15 protein-coding genes and 1 tRNA gene are annotated in these 19,978 nt (G+C 65.5%); 8 read left to right on the top strand and 8 right to left on the bottom strand.

All coding sequences use genetic code 11. The annotated features are described in order from the left end of the window. The first annotated feature begins 71 nt into the window (after positions 1–71). Both BKG76_RS01500 and BKG76_RS01495 read left to right on the top strand, forming a co-directional pair. Positions 72–2,072, top strand: a complete 2,001-nt coding sequence (locus BKG76_RS01500) for an ABC transporter ATP-binding protein (protein WP_083337932.1) — start codon at positions 72–74, stop codon at positions 2,070–2,072. Next, entirely contained in the window at positions 2,069–2,875 is an 807-nt protein-coding gene (locus tag BKG76_RS01495) for an energy-coupling factor transporter transmembrane component T family protein (protein WP_070935333.1), read from the top strand. The genes BKG76_RS01500 and BKG76_RS01495 overlap by 4 nt, the downstream gene beginning before the upstream one ends. A gap of 31 nt (positions 2,876–2,906) precedes the next feature. Here BKG76_RS01495 and BKG76_RS01490 read toward each other — a convergent pair whose 3' ends face one another. The 4 genes from BKG76_RS01490 to BKG76_RS01475 form a co-directional block, all read right to left on the bottom strand. Continuing rightward, positions 2,907–4,169 carry an ABC transporter substrate-binding protein gene (locus BKG76_RS01490; RefSeq protein WP_070935330.1) on the bottom strand — a complete coding sequence of 421 codons (1,263 nt, stop codon included), beginning with the start codon at positions 4,167–4,169 and terminating at the stop codon, positions 2,907–2,909. Further along, on the bottom strand, positions 4,169–5,005 hold the full coding sequence (locus BKG76_RS01485) for a carbohydrate ABC transporter permease (RefSeq protein ID WP_070935328.1): 837 nt from the start codon (positions 5,003–5,005) through the stop codon (positions 4,169–4,171). The genes BKG76_RS01490 and BKG76_RS01485 overlap by 1 nt, the downstream gene beginning before the upstream one ends. 39 nt (positions 5,006–5,044) lie before the next feature. Then, positions 5,045–6,631, bottom strand: coding sequence for a PPE family protein (locus BKG76_RS01480; RefSeq protein ID WP_070935324.1), 1,587 nt, complete (start codon positions 6,629–6,631; stop codon positions 5,045–5,047). Between the two features lie 174 nt (positions 6,632–6,805). Next, entirely contained in the window at positions 6,806–7,672 is an 867-nt protein-coding gene (locus BKG76_RS01475; RefSeq protein WP_070935323.1) for a carbohydrate ABC transporter permease, read from the bottom strand. Between the two features lie 41 nt (positions 7,673–7,713). Here BKG76_RS01475 and BKG76_RS01470 point away from each other — a divergent pair, with 41 nt between their 5' ends. Beyond that, positions 7,714–9,228 (top strand): TldD/PmbA family protein, encoded by a 1,515-nt coding sequence (locus tag BKG76_RS01470; protein ID WP_070936784.1) that lies wholly within the window; start codon positions 7,714–7,716, stop codon positions 9,226–9,228. Continuing rightward, complete coding sequence (locus BKG76_RS01465) at positions 9,225–10,601, top strand: metallopeptidase TldD-related protein (RefSeq protein WP_070935322.1); 1,377 nt, start codon at positions 9,225–9,227, stop codon at positions 10,599–10,601. Before BKG76_RS01470 ends, BKG76_RS01465 begins: the two co-directional genes overlap by 4 nt. A gap of 12 nt (positions 10,602–10,613) precedes the next feature. On the opposite strand, the gene BKG76_RS01460 is transcribed toward BKG76_RS01465, so the two are convergent. The 4 genes from BKG76_RS01460 to BKG76_RS01445 are packed head-to-tail and all read right to left on the bottom strand — an operon-like array spanning position 10,614 to position 16,138. Further along, a complete protein-coding gene (locus tag BKG76_RS01460; RefSeq protein ID WP_070935320.1) occupies positions 10,614–12,197 on the bottom strand; it encodes a flavin-containing monooxygenase in 1,584 nt (527 codons plus the stop codon). Beyond that, entirely contained in the window at positions 12,194–14,035 is a 1,842-nt protein-coding gene (locus BKG76_RS01455; RefSeq protein WP_070935317.1) for an SDR family oxidoreductase, read from the bottom strand. Before BKG76_RS01455 ends, BKG76_RS01460 begins: the two co-directional genes overlap by 4 nt. 46 nt (positions 14,036–14,081) lie before the next feature. After that, complete coding sequence (locus BKG76_RS01450) at positions 14,082–15,155, bottom strand: PDR/VanB family oxidoreductase (RefSeq protein ID WP_070935315.1); 1,074 nt, start codon at positions 15,153–15,155, stop codon at positions 14,082–14,084. Between the two features lie 50 nt (positions 15,156–15,205). Then, the gene (locus tag BKG76_RS01445) at positions 15,206–16,138 is read right to left on the bottom strand and encodes a metal-dependent hydrolase (RefSeq protein WP_070935313.1); all 933 of its coding nucleotides are present in this window, start codon (positions 16,136–16,138) and stop codon (positions 15,206–15,208) included. Between the two features lie 240 nt (positions 16,139–16,378). Between BKG76_RS01445 and BKG76_RS01440 the strand changes: the two genes are divergently transcribed. The 4 genes from BKG76_RS01440 (at position 16,379) to BKG76_RS01425 (ending at position 19,725) form a co-directional block, all read left to right on the top strand. Continuing rightward, on the top strand, positions 16,379–17,041 hold the full coding sequence (locus BKG76_RS01440) for a response regulator transcription factor (RefSeq protein ID WP_083337875.1): 663 nt from the start codon (positions 16,379–16,381) through the stop codon (positions 17,039–17,041). Then, entirely contained in the window at positions 17,038–18,054 is a 1,017-nt protein-coding gene (locus BKG76_RS01435; RefSeq protein WP_070935309.1) for a sensor histidine kinase, read from the top strand. Before BKG76_RS01440 ends, BKG76_RS01435 begins: the two co-directional genes overlap by 4 nt. After that, positions 18,051–19,601 (top strand): DUF4153 domain-containing protein, encoded by a 1,551-nt coding sequence (locus BKG76_RS01430; RefSeq protein WP_070935307.1) that lies wholly within the window; start codon positions 18,051–18,053, stop codon positions 19,599–19,601. The genes BKG76_RS01435 and BKG76_RS01430 overlap by 4 nt, the downstream gene beginning before the upstream one ends. A gap of 50 nt (positions 19,602–19,651) precedes the next feature. Next, positions 19,652–19,725, top strand: a tRNA-Ile gene (locus BKG76_RS01425). Positions 19,726–19,978 lie beyond the last annotated feature (253 nt).

The raw sequence follows: 19,978 nt of genomic DNA, 5'->3' as shown, positions 1-19,978 counted from the left end.
AAGCTGAGAATGTCCTGAGAGCGCGTAAAGGTGCTGGCAGAATTGTTGAAGTGAATTTCACCAGGGTGCCCCTGAAGCCCGATGAACTGGCTCAGGCCGCCGTCATGTCCGCGCTCACCGCAGCCATGGTCATCGTCGGAATCACCCTGCCGATCTTCGGTGCCGTGCAGCTGCTCGGCGCCGTACCCATGGGTCTGCTGGGCTATCGCTACCGGGTGCGGGTGCTGCTGGCCGCCGCCGTGGCCGGTGGAGTCATTGCCTTCCTGCTGGCCGGGCTCGGCGGATTCATCGCCATGTGTCAGTGCGTCTACATCGGCGGGCTCACCGGTGTGGTGCGCCGCCGCGGCCACGGCATGCCCCTGCTGACGGTGCTCGGGGTCATCTGTAGCGCCATCATCGCGGCCCTGGCGGTCGGTGCGCTGACGCTCCTGAACCGGATGCGCACCCTGCTCTTCGATGCGTTGCGCGCCTCGCTGGAGGGCCTGTTCAAGATGATCGGGAACATCCCGCATCTCGAAGCCGTGGGTGTCAACGCGACGAGTGCCATCGACTTCGCGATGCGTAACTGGATGTGGTTCATCGCCGGCATCGTCTTCACATTCGTGCTGTTGAACACGATGTTCGGCTGGTGGGTGCTTTCACGGGTGATCCGCCGCCTCGCAGTGATTCCGGATGTGCACCAGCTGGATCCGCCGCCGGTGGCGGGGGCGGTGGGCCCGGTGCCGGCCCGGCTGCACGATGTCCGCTTCCGCTATCCGCGCAGTGAATCCGATGCACTGGCACCGCTTTCCATGAACATCGAGGTCGGCGAGCACGTCGCCATCACCGGCCCCAACGGCTCCGGCAAGAGCACGTTGATGCGGATCCTTGCCGGTCGTGAACCGACATCAGGGCAGATCGAGCGGCCGGGCTCGGTGGGCCTTGGCGCCATCGGCGGCACCGCAATCGTCATGCAGCACCCGGAAAGTCAGGTCCTGGGCACCAAGGTCGCCGATGACGTGGTGTGGGGTCTGCCCGCCGATCACGAGGTTGATATCGACGGCCTGCTGCGCGAGGTCGGTCTTGAGGGCATGGGTGAGCACAGCACGTCCTCCCTTTCCGGCGGCGAGCTGCAACGCCTGGCGGTGGCCTCGGCCCTGGCGCGCGAACCCGCACTCTTGGTGGCCGACGAGATCACCAGCATGGTCGATCCGCAGGGGCGCCAGGATCTGTTGGGGGTGATCTCCCGGCTCACCGCGCAGCACCGAATGTCTTTGGTGCACATCACGCATTTCCAGTCCGAGGCCGCGGCCGCCGACCGTGAGGTCGCCTTGCGCGCGGTCAACGGCAAGACGGCGCACACCGCGATCCAGACCGTGCCCGTGCCGACCACCACAGCCGCGCTACCCCATGCCGAGTCGCCGGTGGTGCTGGAATTCGATTCCGTAGGCCACGAGTACGCCAGTGGAACACCCTGGGCGAAAACGGCATTGCGCGATGTGTCGTTGACCGTGCACGAGGGCGACGGGGTCCTCATCCACGGCGGCAACGGCTCGGGCAAGTCGACGTTCGCGTGGATCGCCGCCGGGCTCACCAAACCGACAACCGGGCAGTGCTTGCTGGACGGCAAGCCTGTTTCGGATCAGGTGGGGGCAGTGGCCATCAGCTTCCAGGCCGCCCGCTTGCAGCTGCTGCGCAGCCGGGTCGACTACGAAATTGCCTCGGCAGCAGGGTTTTCTCGTCGTGACACCGACCGAGTGGTGCGGGCCCTGGCCAGCGTCGGACTGGATGCGGACCTCGCCAAGCGTCCCATCGACCAGCTCAGCGGGGGCCAGATGCGCCGGGTGGTACTGGCCGGACTGCTGGCCCGCTCGCCGCGTGCCCTGATTCTCGATGAACCGCTCGCGGGCCTGGATGCCGAATCACAGGCGGGCCTGTTGCGGCTGCTGATCGATCTGCGGGAACGCGACAGGCTCACCGTCGTGGTCATCTCGCATGACTTCGATGGCATGCAGGATCTGTGCCCGCGCACGGTGCATCTGCAATCCGGTGTGCTGCTGCCCGAATCGGTGGGGTCGGGGAGTCGCTCATGACCAATACACGTGCCCAGCGTCGTCCGGTGGTGCTGCTGCGTCCGGTGCCCGGCACCTCACCGATTCACGAGTTGTGGGCCGGGACCAAACTTCTCGCGGTCTTCCTCATTTCGGTGCTGCTGACGTTGTTCCCCACCTGGACGGCGATCGGCGCAGTAGCGGCCCTGGTGATTCTCACCGCGTGGTTGGCGCGTATCCCGCGCGGTGCCGTGCCCACCATTCCGATCTGGTTGGTGGCGTTGGTGATCGGTGGCAGCCTCACGGTGTTCTTCAGCGGTGGTCCGCCCTTCTGGCATATCGGCGGTCTCACCATCGGATTCCACGGTGTGCTTGCGGTGGCCCGCACGACCGCGGTCGCGGCGGTGCTGCTCGGCACGGGCGCCATGGTGTCGTGGACCACCAACGTTTCCGAGATCGCGCCCGCGGTGGCGGTGCTGGGTCGGCCCTTGAAGATCCTCGGGATTCCTGTCGACGAGCGGGCGGCCACCCTGGCGCTGGCACTGCGCTCGTTCCCCATGCTTTCCGACGAATTCCGAATGCTCATCGCCGCCCGCAGGCTGCGTCCGCCGCAGGTGCGTGACGGCCGGCGCGGGTTTCGGTGGATCACGGAGGTGGTCGACTTGCTCACCGCGGCCATCACCGCAGCGCTGCGACGTGCCTCGGAGATGGGCGATGCCATCACCGCGCGCGGCGGCACCGGACAGATTGCGGCGCATCCGGCGCGGCCCGGTCTGCGGGACGCCATTGCGTTGTCTTTGGTCATTGCCGTAGGGACGGCCGTCGTATTGTTCGAGGTGCTGTAGCGCGCCCTTCGTGCTCGCACACTCGGCGGATCTACCGCTCGATAGCCCTATTCGCGGCCTGCTGCGCCTGCTGCAACGCGGTGTATACATCAAGACGCCCCAGGAACATCTCGGCGAAATACGGCTTTAGCGCGGCGAATCCGGCCCCGAAACCCTGTCCGCCGGGGGCGGAGATCTGCTGGCCGCTCAGCACGTCGAAGAACGGTGCGACGTCGACGCCCTTGCCTGCCCAGTGCTGAAAGTACGGTTCACGCGCGCTCAGCACGGCGGGGATCGCCGAGCCGCTGCGGCCCAGGAAGGAGTTCCCGTCGGTGCTGCCCATCCACGCCAGCACCTTCTGCGTCTCATCCGGATGGGGTGACGACGAGTTCGCCGCGGCCACAATCCCGTTGGTCACGCTGACCCTGCCCTCCGGGCCCGCCGGCATCATCGCCACGCCCCACGGGAAGGTGGCATTCGCCTGGATCTGGGCCAGGTTGTAGGTGCCCGATTGGAACAGCGCCATCCGCCCCTGCAGAAACTGGTTGCGGGAGAAGTCGTTGTTGTCATTGGTGTCGGCGGCCGAGGGCGCCACCTTGTCGACGTTGATGAGATCTACCAGGTACCGGAACGCCATCTCGGCGCGGGGATTGGCGAACGCGAACTTGTCGTCCGCCTGAAACACCGCACCCGCCGAGCCGAGGTAGTTCAGATAGATGCCCTGTAAATCGTTGGCGGCGTTGTATCCCCAGTGCCCAGGCCCGGTGAGCCGGTGCAGCATGGGGCGCAGGGTGTCGACCTCGGGGTCGACACCCCAGCGCAGCTCGGACAGTTCGGCGGGGTCGACCTGCGCCTCGTCCAGCAGATTCTTGTTGTAGTACAGGGCAATCCCGGCGTCGCTGAGCTGCGGCACACCCCAGAGCTTGCCGCTGCGGGTGAATTGGGCGACGACGGACGGGTCCCAGCCCGCCTGCGGTTTCACCGGGACGAGGTTCCCGGTATCGGCGTAGTCGGACAGGTAGGCATTGCTGAGCCAGAAGATGTCATCGGCGCCGTGCCCGGCCACATCGGTGCGCAGGCTGTTGAAGTAACTCGCGTACGACGTCACGGTGACCGCTACCTGGATCTGCGGATTGCGCCGGCTGAACTCGTCGAATGAACTCCGGTACGCGTCGGCCACCTGCTGGTCCCACACCCGAACGGTGACCACCGTTTTCCCGTGCGGATTCTTCGGAATGCCGAGCCATGCCGCAACGCCGAACAGCAGCAGCGCGATCAATCCGAGGGTCAGGGCCGCGCGCGTGGAGGCCTTCATCACTTGAGTCCGCTCAGGGTGATGGAGCGGACGATGTATTTCTGGAACGCCATGAACAGGATCACCAACGGCACGATCGCCACGGTGGTGGCTGCCATCACAATGGGCCACTGCGCGTTGAACTGAGACTGCAGCCCGGCGGTCGCGACGGTCAGTACCCGCCAGTTGCCGCCGCTGGTGATCACCAACGGCCACATGAAGTTGTTCCATTGCGACACCACGGTGATGAGGGTCAGCGTGATGAGGATCGGCCGACTCACCGGCACCACCACATGCCACAGGATGTCGAGGGTGTTGGCCCCGTCCAAGCGGGCCGCGCGGATCAGGTCGTCGGGAATGGTGCGGAAATGCTCACGTAGCAAGAAGATCGCATAGGGCGAGCCGAACATGAACGGGATGGCCAACGCCCAGAACGTGTTCCGCAGCCCGATCTGCGTCAGCATCAAATACATCGGCACCACGGTCACCGTCGCCGGAATCATCAGCGTCGCCAGATACACCCAGAACAGTCCGTCGCGGCCGGGAAACTGCAGCCGCGCAAAGGCATACGCGGCCAACACGGAGAACGTCAGCTGGCCGATCACGATGATCGCCGTCATCAACACCGTCACCAGGGCGGCGCGCCCGAACCCGGCATCGGCCAGCCCGGTGTAGTTGGCGAGCGTGAGCGGATTCGGCGGTGCTAGCGGCGTATCGGTCGCGAACTGGCGCGTGGTCTTTACCGACGTGAAGGCCGCCAGCAGGAATGGGCCCAGCGTGAGGGCGGCGCCGACGATCAGCAGCGCATAGACCGCGAGGCTCGTGGTCCGGGCCCGAACGCCCGCGTCTTCCGGCATGAGAAGACAGTAGTGGTCCGGATCAATAGCGCGGGAACGTCACCCGGTGCCGCCCGAGCCATCGAGATGCCAGCTGCTGGGCATCATCGGGACGGTTCGCGTCCCGCCGAGAGTGCCGCGGGTGACGGTCACCTTCCCGACGGCGGGCGGCACCGCGCCCATGCCGAGCGAGCCGATCCCGCGGCGGGTGGCCGAAACCTCGTCTTCCAGGTCCATGTACTCGCGGCCCAGGCCTCGGTCACGGGCGTGCGCCCGGAGGCGTTCGCGGGCCGCTTCGTCGTGGGGGAGCGCGGTGTCCTCGTCGCGGGAAAGTTCATCGTCGAGGTCGCGTTCCCGGCGCCGCGTGCGACGTTCGGCGAGCGTGCTTCCCGTCCCCAGCCCGGAGGCCTGCGCCGCATAGAACGAGTCACCCATGCCCGTTCCCAGCGGATTCGACGTGGTCGGCCCGATACCCGGCCCCGGGCCGCCCGTGGCCGGTCCACCGCCTGCAGGTGAGGGAGCCGGGGACGGCGTCGGGCTGCTCATGCTGCTGGTGTGCGTGACGGTGGGTGACGGCGCGGGCGCTGAGGTGGTCATGGCCGGGGCACCGCCCACCGAGGTGGCCGCAGCGGGTGCCGGCATCGGCGCGGGTGCTCCCGCACCCACGGCGCCCAACGCTCCGAGGGCGCCCAGCGAGCCGGTGGCCGCGACGGCGGCGGGTACGGCGCCCACGGCCGCGCCGATGACTGCGGCCTGAATAACGGTCTGCCCGATCGGCCAGAAAATCATCAAGGTGTGGAAGGTCGCCCAGGCGAGCGCGCTGGCGAGCGTCGGGGTCATGCCGGGGATGTTCGAGAACAGGTTGATCAGTCCGGACGTGAACGGGCCCGAGGGGATGGGCCATCCGCCGGGGTTCAGATCCTTGGACACCGGCCACGCGAAATTGCTGGTGTACTGCTGGATGAGGGCCGCCAGCTGGTCCTGCCACGAGGTGGTGCTCTGCGCGGTTGCGGTGGCATCGGCTTGGTCAAGATTGCTTCCCGACTGTGCGGCCGGGGCGGCTGCCGCGCTCTGCACGGCCGCGGCAGTGGACGCCGCCTCCCCGCCGGGCGCCAGGATCGCCGGCGCCGGGCTGGTGACCGGAACCGCGGCAAGAGCAGATTCGGCGACGGCCTGATAGGCGGTCATGGTCTCGGCGGCCTGGATCCACATGCGGATGTAGTCGGCCTCGTTCACCGCGATGGGGATGGTGTTGACCCCGAAGAAGTTGGTGGCCACCAACGCCGTGTGTAGCGCGTGGTTGGCTGCGAGCTCCGGCAAGGACGGCATTGCGGCCAGGGCAGCGGTGTAGGCGCCCGCCGCGGTTTCATGCAGGGCTGCGGCAAACGTGCTCTTCACCCCGCTGCCCAACAGCCAGTCCAGATACGGGCCGTGTGCGGCGGTGTATTGGTCGGCGCTCGGGCCCTGCCACGCGCCGGCCTGCACCGCACCGAGCATTGCTGTGAGTTCGCTGGCAGCCGAGGCGTACTCGGCGCTCAGTGACGTCCATTGCGTTGCGGCGGCGAGCAGAGGACCCGGACCTGGCCCGCTGGACAGGAGTGTCGAGTGCACCTCGGGCGGCAGTGCCATCCAGATCGGCGCGGTCACGGCAGCGGGACGCTGTCACTCACAGGAACCTTTAAGCTGCTGGTCAGGGTGCATTTTTCGAACACGCTGATTGGTCGAACAATGGCGCCGATAAGTTCCCGAGAAATTTCTGCGAGATTTTCACCCCACCTGCCGGTGCAGTCCTAACCGAGGCGCGGCAAAGCGCCCACGCGGCTACACCAGGTCGTAACTGACCCTGGATCGGAAGTAGCGGTGCTGAACAACCGTGATGACAACCAGGATCAGAAACAGAATCAGCGACATCGCCGCCGAGCGCCCGACGTGAGCCGACTCGAATGCCTCGGCGTACACGCGGTGCGCCGCCAAGTCGGTGCGGTTCTGCGGGCCACCGCTTGTCAGGGCGTAGACGGTGTCGAAGGTCTGCACCGCGCTCACCACACCGGTCACGAGCACGAAGAAGAAGGTGGGCCGCAGCATCGGCAGGGTGATGCGGCGGAACCGCTGCCAGGCCGTTGCACCGTCCACCCGTGCCGCGTTGTGCACGTCACCGGGGATGGCCAGCAGGCCGGCCATGAAGAACAGCGCCACGTAGCCGACGTTGGTCCACACGCTCACCGCCGCCACCACCGGCAGCGCCAGCGAGGGGTCGGTGAGCCACTCGATGCGTTGTCCCAGAAGCGCATTGATCGCACCATCGGTGGGTGCCAGCATCCAATGCCACAGCACACCGATGGCCAGCGGCGCGCAGATCCACGGGATCACGTAGATGGTCCGGAACAGCACGGTGCCCGGCAGTCCACGCACCAACAGTGTCGCCGCGCCCAGTCCGAGGACGGTCTGCGTCGGAATCACCAGCGCCACGAAGATCAGCGTCACCAGCAGGGAATGGCCGAAGGCGCCGTCGGTGAATACCGAACGCCAGTTGTCCAGGCCGACGAATTCGATGGGGCCCAACAGATCCCAGCGGCACAGGCTCAGCCACACCACCACCAGGATGGGCAGCAGCAGAAACGCCGCCACCCCGAACAGGCTTGGGGCAAGCAGCCCGTAGGCCAGCGCTGTCTGCCGGGAGCGGTGCACTGGAACATTAAACCGTGGACGTCGCCGGTAGCGTTGGGCACGTGACTCGGTCCGTAGATCCCGACTTCCTAGCGTTGCCCCGCGCCGAACTTGCCGACGCCGCCCTGAGCGCGGCGCGCGCCGCCGGTGCCAGCTATGCCGACTTGCGCATTCATCGACTCATCAACGAGGAGCTGATGCTGCGCGACGAGCAGGTCGAGACCGCGGTCTCCGGACGCACCATCGGTTTGGCGGTGCGGGTGATTGTCGACGGCACCTGGGGCTTCGCCTCCCACGTGCAGCTCGACAGCACGGCGGCCGCCGAGACCGCGCGTCGGGCCGTGGCGGTCGCGCGGGGACTGCGCAGCCTGAACCGCGAGCAGGTGGAGCTGGCGGCCGAGCCCGTCTACGCCGACGTGCAGTGGGTGTCCGAGTATGAGATCGACCCGTTCGCGGTGCCGCAGGCCGAGAAGATCGCGGTGCTGCAGGAGTATTCGGCGCGGCTGCTGGCCTCCGACGGGGTGGACCACGCCTCGGCGTCGCTGACGGCCGTCAAGGAACAGACCTTCTACGCCGACACCTTCGGCTCGTCGATCACCCAGCAGCGGGTGCGGGTCATGTCGCAACTGGACGCCATCGCTGTCGATGCCGCCACCGGATCCTTTGAAACCATGCGCACGCTGGCCCCGCCGATGGGCCGCGGCTGGGAGGCCATCGGCAGCGACGGGGTGTGGGACTGGAGCACCGAGCTGCGCGAGATCCCGGAGCTGCTCACCGAGAAGGTGAAGGCGCCCAGCGTGGTCGCCGGCCCCACCGACCTGGTGATCGACCCCACCAATCTGTGGCTGACCATTCACGAATCCATCGGCCACGCCACCGAATACGACAGGGCCATCGGCTACGAGGCCGCCTATGCGGGCACCTCGTTCGCCACGCCCGACAAGCTCGGCGCCATGAAGTACGGTTCGCCCGTCATGAACGTGACCGCCGACCGCAACGAGGTGCACGGCCTGGCCTCGGTCGGATACGACGACGAGGGGGTGGCCTCGCAGCGCTGGGATCTGGTGCGCGACGGCATCTTCGTCGGCTACCAGCTGGACCGGGTGTTCGCGCCCCGGCTGGGCCAGGAGCGTTCCAACGGCTGCTCGTATGCCGACTCGCCGCATCACGTGCCGATTCAGCGGATGGCCAACGTGTCGCTGCAGGCCTCGCCGGATGAGCGCTCGACCGACGACCTGATCTCCGGGGTGGAGGACGGTATCTACATCGTGGGCGACAAGTCATGGTCAATCGATATGCAGCGGTACAACTTCCAGTTCACCGGGCAGCGGTTCTACCGCATCCGCGGCGGCAAGCTGGACGGGCAGCTGCGTGACGTCGCCTACCAGGCCACCACCACCGACTTCTGGGGGTCGATGGAAGCCGTTGGCGGGCAATCCACCTGGCGCCTGGGCGGCGCCTTCAACTGCGGTAAGGCCCAGCCCGGCCAGGTGGCCGCGGTGAGCCACGGCTGCCCGTCGGCGCTGTTCCGTGGCGTCAATGTTCTCAACACCAAGCAGGAAGGTGGTGCCGCGTGATCCCCGCACAGCAGGTCGCCGAGGATGTACTCGCCGAGGCCGCGCGGCGCGGTGGCGCCGACGACACCATCGTCCTGATCCAGGACAGCAGCGAGGCGTCGCTGCGCTGGGCGGGCAGTTCCATGACCACCAACGGTGAATCGGTCAAGCGCAGCATCGCGGTGATATCGATACTGCGGCAAGGGGACCAGACCCGGGTGGGTTCGGTGCTCACCGAGGACGCCGACCCGGCCGCGCTCGCCGATTTGGTGGCGGCCAGCCAGGCCGAGGCCGCCTCCGCGCCGCCGTCGCGCGACGCCATGCCGCTGCTGGGACCCGGCGAGGCCGTGGGGGAGAGCTGGGACGCGGAGATCGTGCCCACCAGCGCCGGGGTATTCGGCTCACTGGCCGCGGATCTGTCAACGGGCTTCGACGGCCCCGACACCCTGTACGGATACGCCCGGCACGAACGGCAGACCACCTTCCTGGCCTCGTCCACGGGGCTGCGCCGCCGGTTCACCCAGCCCACGGGTCAGGTGGAGATCAACGCCAAGCGCGGCGTGGGCAGCGCCTGGGCCGGGGTGTGCACCCCCGAATTCGTGGACGTGCCGACCGAATCGCTGCTGCGCCAGCTCTCCGAAAGGCTCACCGCCGCACAGAATCAGATCGAGCTCAAGGCCGGTCGTTACGAGACGCTGCTGCCGCCGTCGGCCACCGGTGACCTGATGCAGTACCTGGTGTGGACCATGGGCGGGCGCGGCGCACACGAGGGCCGCAACGCCTTCGCGGCGCCGGGCGGCACCCGCATCGGGGAACGGCTGACCGAGCTGCCGGTCACCGTGTACTCGGACCCGTCGTACCCCGGACTGGAGAGCAGCCCCTTTGTGGCGACCCCGATTTCGCGGGAATCGCTGTCGGTCTTCGACAATGGGGTCGGCATCGAGCGCGTCGACTGGGTACGCGACGGGGTGATCAGCGCGCTGAGCTACTCACGCGCCGACGCCGCCGAGTTCGATGCCGCCCCCACGGTGGGCGCCGACAACCTCATCATGACCGGAGGCGGCAGCGAGACGCTGGAGCAGATGATCGCCGCCACCGAGAACGGTCTGCTGCTCACCACGCTGTGGTACATCCGCGAGGTGGACCCGACCACCCTGCTGCTGACCGGGCTGACCCGTGACGGGGTGTACCTGGTGCGCGACGGACAGATCACGGGCGCGGTGAACAACTTCCGGTTCAACGAGAGCCCGATCGATCTGCTGCGGCGGGTCTCGCAGGTGGGGGCCACCGAGTACACGCTGCCGCGCGAGTGGAGCGATTACGCAACGCGGCAGGCCATGCCGGCGTTGCGCATCCCGGACTTCCACATGTCGTCGGTCAGCGCCGCGCAGTAAGAAGCGGCCGAGCTACGGGTAGATGGTTACGCGTCCGGCCGCATCGGGATATCTGCGGGAGTGGATGTAAGCCTCTCCCGCAGAACGCATCATCGCATTCGAATGTGCGATCGCGAACGGCCGCAGGAATGGGGTGTCGCCGTCTTTGTTGATGTAGTAACTGTGTGAGTTCGCGCAGCTGGGGCTCTTGAACACCAGGTTCTCGGTTGCGGCCGCTGCCTGTTCGAAGAACTGGTCGAAGGCATCCTGACTGACTTCCACGCGCGTCGCGTGCCGGATAATGCCGTCGGCGATCATGTCGGTGGCGTGACTGGTGCACATCTTGATCGTGTCGAACCAATTGAAGCCGACCACGCCATAGGGTCCGGGTGCCAGGAAATAGTTGGGGAATCCGGGTACCGCGACGCCCTGGTAGGCGCGCATGCGATTGTCTTCCCAGAAGTCGCCGAGATCCTGTCCGTCGGTGCCCTGCACCCTGTACGGCAGGTCGAACACCTTGAACCCGGTAGCGAGAATCAGGGTATCGAGCCGATGGAGGACGCCATCGGTAGTTTCGATTCCCGCGGGGACGATCCGGGCTATGGAATCGGTGACCAGATCGACGTCCGGGCGGGCGAATGTCTCAAGATAATTGGCCGACGCAGAGGGCCGTTTGCACGCGAAACCATAAGCAGGAATGAGCTTCTTACGCAGCTCGCGATCCTTGATGCGAGCCCTCATGCTGGCCTTGACCACGGCGCCGGCGATCTTGGTGGCATACGGGAACTGCTTGTAGTGCACCACGCCGACGGTCTGCACCAGATCGCCGCCGAGCCCACCGCCGAATCTGATGGACCGCAGCAGGAAGGGCGTGTATCGCAGGACCCGCTGAAGGAAGGGGGATATCAACGGGTTCGCCTTGGGGCCCACATAGATAGGGGTGCGCTGGAACACGGTCAGATGCTTCACCGTGTCGGCAATCGCGGGAATGATTTGGATGCCGGACGCTCCGGTGCCGATTACCGCGGCCCTCTTGCCTGTCAACGGGTAGTTGTGATCCCACTCCTGTGACAAGATCGTCTTGCCTGCAAAGGATTCCAGCCCAGCGATATCGGGTACGGCGGGTGTGCTCAAGGCGCCGTGGCAGGAGACGATGAATCGAGTCGTAAGCTCGAATTCGCCGTCGGCGTCCTCGGCACGTACGCGCCAGAGGTCATTGATCTCGTCGAAGACGACGCTGCGGACGGTGGTGTTGAGCCGCAGCTTATCCCTCAACCCGAATTTGTCGGCGCAGTCTTGCGCGTACTGACGAAGTTCACTGCCGGGAGCGAACATTCGGGACCATTTCGGGTTGGGAGCTTCCGCGTAGGAGTACGCCATCGAGGGGATGTCCACTTCGATACCCGGATAGGTGTTGTGCCACCAGGTTCCGCCGACCCCGCTGGATTTCTCCAGGATCAGAAAGTTCTCGATGCCTTTCTTGCGGAGCCGGTTTCCTGTGGCGAGTCCGCCGAATCCGGCTCCGATGACGACCGCGACCAGATCCGGTACCAAGAGATCCTTGTACGCAGGGAGGGCATCGTTGTCCACTGCGCGAGCTGCGGAGAATGTCGTCATCGACCCTCCTTCTGGCCGGGAATGAGGCTCATCAGATCGGTCATACTGCCCTTGCTGGCGAAGAAACGGACCAGACCAGGAGCCATCCGATTGTTGAGATATTGCAGTTGTGCTTCTGGCGTCACGGGAACGACCTGCTTGTTCTTCTGCACCGCCCGCACGATCTGTTTGGCCACCTTCTCGGGACCGTAGCGGCGCATCGCGTACGCCTTGTCGCCGACTTGCTGCATACGGCGTTCTTCTTCGGCACTAACACCTGAAATCTTGCTTTTGGCAATGATATTGGTGTGCACGATGCCCGGGCAGATGGTGGTCACGCCGATACCGTGGGTCGCCAGGTCCGCGCGCAGACAGTCGGAGAACATGAAGACCGCGGATTTACTGGTCGAGTACGCAGAAAACTTCTGCTGCGGAGAATACGCGGCCATGCTGGACAGATTGACGATGTGCCCACCGAGACCACGCTCGGCCATCTTGGCGCCGAAGGCACGGCTGCCGTTCACCACACCGTAGAGGTTGATATCGATCACGCGTCTGAACTCCGCGGCGGGCGTCTCCAGAAAGCCGCCTGCGGCGCCGACACCGGCGTTGTTGACCAGTACATCGGGCACGCCGTGGTTGGCGAATACTTCGTCCGCGTGCGCGTCGATCGCGGCTTCATCGGCGACGTTGAGCTGGTAGGCGTGTGCGACTCCGCCGTCCTGCTCGATCAGTGCGACGGTGTCTTTGGCGCCGTCGAGGTTGATATCCGAGAGGACCACCTCGGCACCTTGACGCGCGAACTCGCGGGCGGTTTCCCGCCCGATGCCGCTACCGCCGCCGGTGATGACCACCAACTGATCCTCGAAAGGCTTGCGGTTCTTGCCCATCTCGGAACGTCGCAGCGTCCTCGCAGGCTGCTTGCCGCTTACCGCGTCAATCAGTTCGACGGTCGACGCCGCCAGCGCCTGGGGGTGCGAGAACGGCAGCCAGTGGCCGCCGTCGAGAACCCGACGCCAGGTCTGCTTGTTCCAGATGGGTTCGTCGTCGTAACACGACTGCCTGATAGCGGGATCGCGCTTTCCGACGATTACCTGAACCGGGACGTTCGTGTAGCGATCTTCGGGGTGTAAGACGGCGGGAATGGCGTTCGCACGATAGACGCGCAATGCCCTGGTGATATCGCTGGTGAAGGTGGACCCCAGGTGAATCTGTTCCTGCGGTGCACCTTCTGCGATGGAAAGCCCTGTTCGCCAACGCTTCTCGTTGATCAGAAGTTTCATGACGAGGTTGGGGATGCCGGGCGTCCCGAATGCCAGCATGTAGAGGACAGATCCGATCTGACCCAGCGCCAGCGCCAGGTTCTTGGGGGTGGGGTGCGCTAGCCGGGCCCGCACCCATTTACTCATATGGCTGGCGCACGGAGCGGACACCGAGGTGAACGAGGCGAATCGGTGCTCTAGCTCCGGATCACACACGGCCTCCCACGCGGCGGCACTACCCCAGTCGTGTGCCAATAGGTGCACCGGCTTGTCGGGGCTGACTGCATTGGCGACCGCGACGTAGTCGCTGGCCATTTCGGTGAGTCGGAAATCGCGGAAACTCCTGGGATTGGTGGTTTTTCCTGCACCGCGGTTGTCGATGGACACTAGTCGGAACCGGTCCCGCAACAGCGGGGCTACGCCGTCCCAGAGATGATGGGTATCGGGCCAGCCGTGTGCCAGCAGGATGGTCTCTCCGGTGGGGTTCCCCTGCACGAAGTAGGCCACGTCGATGTCGCCGTTGCGGACCGTGTGCTCGGCTATTTCGGTGAGATCGTCTGCGGACAAGGTGGCTTTTGGATCGATCGTGCTCGTCATGCTGGCTTCCGTTCATGCTTCCTGTTGTTGAATGTTCGTTAGTCGCTTAGAGATCCAGAACCAAACGTCCACCTTCGGCGCGTGAGACACAGATCAGCATGTCTCCGGCGGCGCGCTGCTGGTCGGTCAGGAGGGTGTCGCGGTGATCGGGTACGCCGTCCAGAACGCGTACCTTGCAGGTGCCGCAGAAGCCCTGCCTGCACGAGTGGGCGGTGTCGGGCCGGGTGGCCAGTATGGTTTCCAGGGCGCTGCGGTCGGCGGGCACGGAAACAACTGTGCCGCTGCGCTTCAGCTCGACCTCGAAGGCCACCCCATTGTTGATGGGTGGTGCGGCGAATCGTTCGAAATGTAGCTCTGCGCCGGGGTATTCGGCGACCGCGTCCCGTACCACCTTGAGCATCGGTGCCGGTCCGCAGCAGTACACCGCCAGGTTCGAGTGGAGCTCGGGAATCAGGTCTTCGGCGGTGGGGAGCCCGAATTCGTCGTCGGTGCGAATGGTGATGCGATCGCCGTAGCGGGCCAGCTCCTCGCGGAACGGGATCGACTCCTTACTGCGGCCCACATAGGTCATCGTCCAGGGCAGCCAGAGGTCGGACGCGGTGGCCAGCATGGGCAGGATGGGAGTGATACCGATACCGCCGGCGATGAAATGGAACTGGCGGTTGGCGGTATTGAGATGCCCGGTGGTGGCTAGCGGGAAGGCATTTCGTGGCCCGTGTATCTCCAGAGTGTCGCCGACCCGGACCCCGTTGTGTAGCTCGACGGAGCCGCCATTGCCCTCGGGGATGCGCCGCACCGCGATCCGGTAGTAGGAGCGATCGCGCGGGTCACCGCATAGCGAGTACTGGCGCACCGCACCGGAGGGCAGCGTGACATCGAGATGCGCACCGGAACGCCAGCTGGGTAGCTCACTGCCGTCGGGCGTGGTGAAGACAAGGCTCACCACGTTTTCATCGGCGGCCACCACTGATCGGCTGCGCACCACCAGATGCAACGTCCGGTCTATCGGCTTCGGCTCGGGAGGTTTGGGAGTGATCAGTGGCGTCAACCGCAACACAACCGGCATCGCCTTGTCCAAGGCCGTCAACAGCGGCGGAGTCACGCGATCCATGAACCGCATCAGCGTGTCCAGCCCGCTCGGGGCGTGCGGTGGCGACGGGTGAGGCCTGGTCATGCGACGGCGGCGGCTTTGGCCGCTGGAGACTTCGCGAGATAGGCGACGGCCTGCGCTGTGTCGCCGATGGCCTCCGGGGTGAAATCGGGTCGCAGATAAGCCTTGAAGGCCTTCCCGAGTAGAGCGAGACTCAGCGTCGACTCCCGCTTCATCGCCAGTCGCACTTCTCGTATGAACTTGATGGGGCCGATCTTCGGCAAGGACGGGTCCGCGCGGGCCAGCAGCCAGCCTCCGGCTATCAGTCCGCCGACAATGGGCACGCAGGCGCCAAGGTAGTACGCCATCAGCCGTGTACGGCTGGCCCCGAAGTAGCGGGCGACATTCCAAGCGACACTGCGGTGTTCGACCTCTTCGGCGCCGTGCCAGCGGAACATGTCGGTGATGACCGGATCGGCCCCGAACTTCTCGAAGTCGAAGTTGAGCAGCCAGTCGCCGCCGGTGGAGGTGAGGTGTTCCAGGCCGGCAATGATGGCGAGGCCCTGAACCATGACGCGGTATTGGAGTTTCGGCGGCAACGCGTCCATGCGCTGCTGAAATCGTTCGAACATCGATTCCGAATGCTTGGCCCACACGCTCAGATCGATGCCGTGTTGCGCGAAGAATTCACGTAATGCGTGATCGTGGGTGTCCGAGTGCATCTTCTCTTGGCCGATGAACCCGATGACGTCTTCTCGGAGGCGTTCGTCCTTGATGTACGGCAGGGCACGGCCGAATACGTCGACGAACATCTGCTCGCCGACGGGGAGCATCAGGTTGAGCGCGGAGAGGGCATAGGAAGCGATCGGTTCGCCCGGAATCCAGATCAGGGGAGAGCGGGAGAAGTCGAACGTGACGTTGCGGGCGTGCAATGCGACCTGGCCTGCGTCGGCCGGCGGAGCCACGTCGGCGATCTCCGAGGAGATGGCGGTGGCCAGTACGTGTCTACTCATCGTGTTTCTCCTGCTCAAGAGCCTTTGTTCGTGCGCTTGCTTCGCGGCTCGGAGTGTATATGAATAGCCGTACTACATGTAACGGATACTGAAAGTATGGTTAATGAGTTGGCAGTGGCGTGGGAATAACGGCTGTCCCATGAGTGCGGTGGTGGCACCTCCACGGAACCTTCACAAAAGGCTCCAGCCATCCCCACAACCGTCAAATAACCTGTTCATGTGCCTAGCCAGCGAAGAATCTTGGTTGTCGACGACGAGCCAACGATCTGTGCGTCCATTTCCGCGCGGCTGCGCGCCGAGGGGTACGCGGTAGACACCGAGGACAACGGCCTCGATGCGGTGCGGCATTGCCGCGACAACGCACCGGACCTGATGGTGCTGGATGTCATGCTGCCCGGGCTCGACGGGCTAGAGGTGTGCCGTCAGGTGCAGGCGCACGCGCCCATCCCGGTGCTGATGCTGACCGCGCGCGGCACCGAGACCGACATGCTGGTGGGCCTGGGGGTGGGCGCCGACGACTACCTGCCCAAGCCGTTCAGCATGCGCGTGCTGGTGGCCCGGGTGGCCGCGCTGCTGCGCCGCACCGATAGGGTCGCGGCGCCGAGCACTGATGTGCGGATCGGTCAGGTGCGCATCGATGTGTCCGAGCGCCGCGTGTATCACCGCGACGACGAGGTGCACCTGACGCGCACCGAGTTCGATCTGCTGGCCTACCTGGCCGATAACCCGCGGGTGGCGATCAGCCGTGACCGCCTGCTGGATCAGGTGTGGGGCTGGAGCGAGGGGCTGCCGTCGGGGCGGCGCACCGTCGACAGCCACATCAAGGCGTTGCGCCGCAAGCTCGGTCAGGAGTTGATCCGCACCGTGCACGGCATCGGATACGCGTTGGAGGCACCGCGATGAGCCAACTGCTGGAACTTCTGCCGCGTCCGCTGGATCCGTTGCGCTCCTTCAAGTTCAAGACGGCGGTGTTGGTGGGGGTGGCGCTGCTGATCGCCACCTGCCTGCTGTGGATCACCGCCGAATGGAAGCTGCGGTACGCCCTCACGCTCGCTTTGTTTGTGTCGTTCGGGGTCACGTGGTTTCTGGCGCACGGCATGACCTCGCCGCTGCGCGATATGACCACGGCAGCGCGCTCGATGGCCCAGGGCGACTACTCGCGCCGGATTCGTTCAACCTCGCGCGATGAAGTGGGCCAGCTGGCAACGGCTTTCAATCACATGGCCGCCGAGCTGCAGTCCGCCGAACGGTACCGGCGCGAACTGGTGGGCAATGTCTCGCACGAGCTGCGCACGCCCATCACGGCACTGCAGGCGGTGCTGGAGAACATTGTCGACGGGGTGGCCGAACCGGACCCGGCGACCCTGAAAACCGCGCTGGCACAGACCGAACGGCTCGGCAGGCTGGTGGACGACCTACTTGACCTGTCCAAACTTGAGAACGGATCGGTGCCGGTGCACCGCGAATCGTTCGCGGTGCGGGAGTTCGTCGATGACGCGGTGGCGCAGGCGAAGACGACCGGACGCCTGGTGCGCTATCACGTGACCGTCGAGCCCTTCGACCTGGAAGCGGTCGCCGACACGGCTCGGCTGCATCAGGTGGTGGCCAATCTGCTGGACAACGCGTCGCGACACAGCCCGCCCGGGGGGCAGGTGTCGGTGTTCGCGCGCACCGAGAACGACGCGCTGCTGTTGGAGGTCGCCGATACCGGCCCGGGCATTGCCCCGCACGAAAGATCACGAGTGTTCGAGCGATTCACCCACGGGGGATCGCGTGATGGTGGCACCGGTTTGGGGCTGGCCATCGCGCAGTGGGCCGTCGATCTACATGGCGGCCGCATCGAAATCGTGGACGCGCCCGGTTGCCGGGTGCGGGTCACGTTGCCGCAGTTTGACAACGAGGAGGGGAATTCATGACGTCTATGCCGCCGTACCCATATCCGATTCCGGGGGCCTCGGTTCCGGGCGCACCCGCCGGGCCGCCCGTGCCGCGTCCGCCGGTGCCGATCTTCGGGCCGCCGACCCGGTTCCTGACGGCGTGGCCGCGCGACATCCGGTCCAAGATGACGCAGGGCGCGTTGCTCAGCGGCATCGGGGCCGGGCTGGTCGCGGCGCTGTGCTGGCGGTCCTCGCTGCCGGGCGTGGGCTGGACGCTGACCGCATTCGCGGTGGCCCTCGCCGCGTTCGCGACGCAGAAAGTGCAATGGACGCCGACGCGCATCGGCACGCTGGTGCTAGCGCTGTGTTTGGCGGTGGTGCCGACCGTGCGCGACGCGGGATGGCTTGTCGCGCTGTGTGTCCTGACCTCGCTGGCATTGTTCTTCTATGCACTGGCTCCGGCGCGGACGTGGACGGGACTGGTGTACGGGCAGCTCGTGATGGCGAGGGTGCCGCTGCGGGTGGCGGGGTGGATGCGCCGCGGCACGCGCACGATGTCGCGCGGCCGCAAGGTCAGTCCGGATCGGGTGGCCATCGTGGTGCTGGTCACGGTCGCGCTGGTGGTGGCGTTTGGGGCCCTGCTGGCCGATGCCGATGCCCGGTTCAGTGCGCTGGTCACTGGGGTTCTGCCGTTCATGTCCGTTGGCGACATGATCGGGCGCGTGGTGGTCGGGGTGTTGGTCGGCGGATTCGCATTGGGGGCCATCTACGTGCTGTCCAAGCCGCCGACCTTTGACCGGCTGTCGCCGACGGAGCCCAAGCGTTTGCCGCGTTGGGAGTGGAGCCTGCCGCTGGCCGCGCTGAACTTGTTGTTCATCGCGTTTGTGGGCGTGCAGATTTCGGTGCTGTTCGGGGGAGACGAGCATGTGCAGGTCACTGAGGGGTTGACCTACGCAGAGTATGCGCGGCAGGGCTTTTGGCAGCTGCTGTTTGTCACCATCCTGGTACTGGGCGTGATCGCGGTGGCGATCCGGGTCGCGGGGCGCGACGATGCTCGCGACCGGCTGTACCTGCGGGTGCTGATTGGCGGGCTGTGCCTGACCACACTGGTGATCGTGGCCTCGGCTATTCACCGGATGTCGCTGTATGAGAACGCGTACGGGTACAGCGTGGAGCGGCTGCTGGTGCGCTGGATTGAGCTGGGCTTGGGCCTGGTGCTGGTGCTGATCCTGGTGACGGGTATCCGGATGAGCGCCCGGTGGCTGCCCACCGCCGTGGTGGCGGTCGGTTCGTTCGGGATGCTGGGATTGGCCATCTTCAACCCGGAAAGCTATATCGCGCAGCGCAATGTCGAGTTCTTCCAGCAGACCGGCAAGATCGATCAGTGGTATATGGGAACCCTGTCCTCGGACGCGTTTGAGGCGACGAAGTCGCTGCCCGAGGATGTGCGGGTGTGCGTGCAGGGGCGGATGAAGGATCGGTTGCGGCCGACGGCGCCCTGGTACGAGCACAACGTGAGCCGGGCCAACCTGCGGTCTGCTGAGGTCAAGGAAACCTCCTGCAACGTGGATCGCGACCACAGGTGACCTGGGTTCCCGGGACGCGGCGGGGGATCGGCTAGAGTCGTGACCTGCTGGGGGCGGTAGCTCAGTTGGTTAGAGCCGTGGACTCATAATCCATTGGTCGCGGGTTCGAGCCCCGCCCGCCCTACAAAGAAGCTATTTGTCAAGATTTCGGGGGCGTTGGTGGCGGGGCATTTCTGGGTAGACGCAATTACGGGTGCACCGCTGGCAAGTCGAGCCGATTTTATCGGCGGCTGGCCACCAGGTTGTGGGAATAGATACACCGAAATCGACTATTCTTTCGAGACGTGTTCGGCCTCCAGTGGTGGAGATTGTGGGTCAGAACTCAGCGTGGTCACACACCAACTGGCGAAAAATCTGGTCTCAAGGCGCGGGCACTG

The sequence above is a fragment of the Mycobacteroides franklinii genome (genome assembly GCF_001853795.1).
In the GTDB taxonomy this organism is placed as follows: domain Bacteria; phylum Actinomycetota; class Actinomycetes; order Mycobacteriales; family Mycobacteriaceae; genus Mycobacterium; species Mycobacterium franklinii.
The sequence above is the reverse complement of the archived record's forward strand: the minus strand, read 5'-3'. Positions and strand labels throughout refer to the sequence as shown.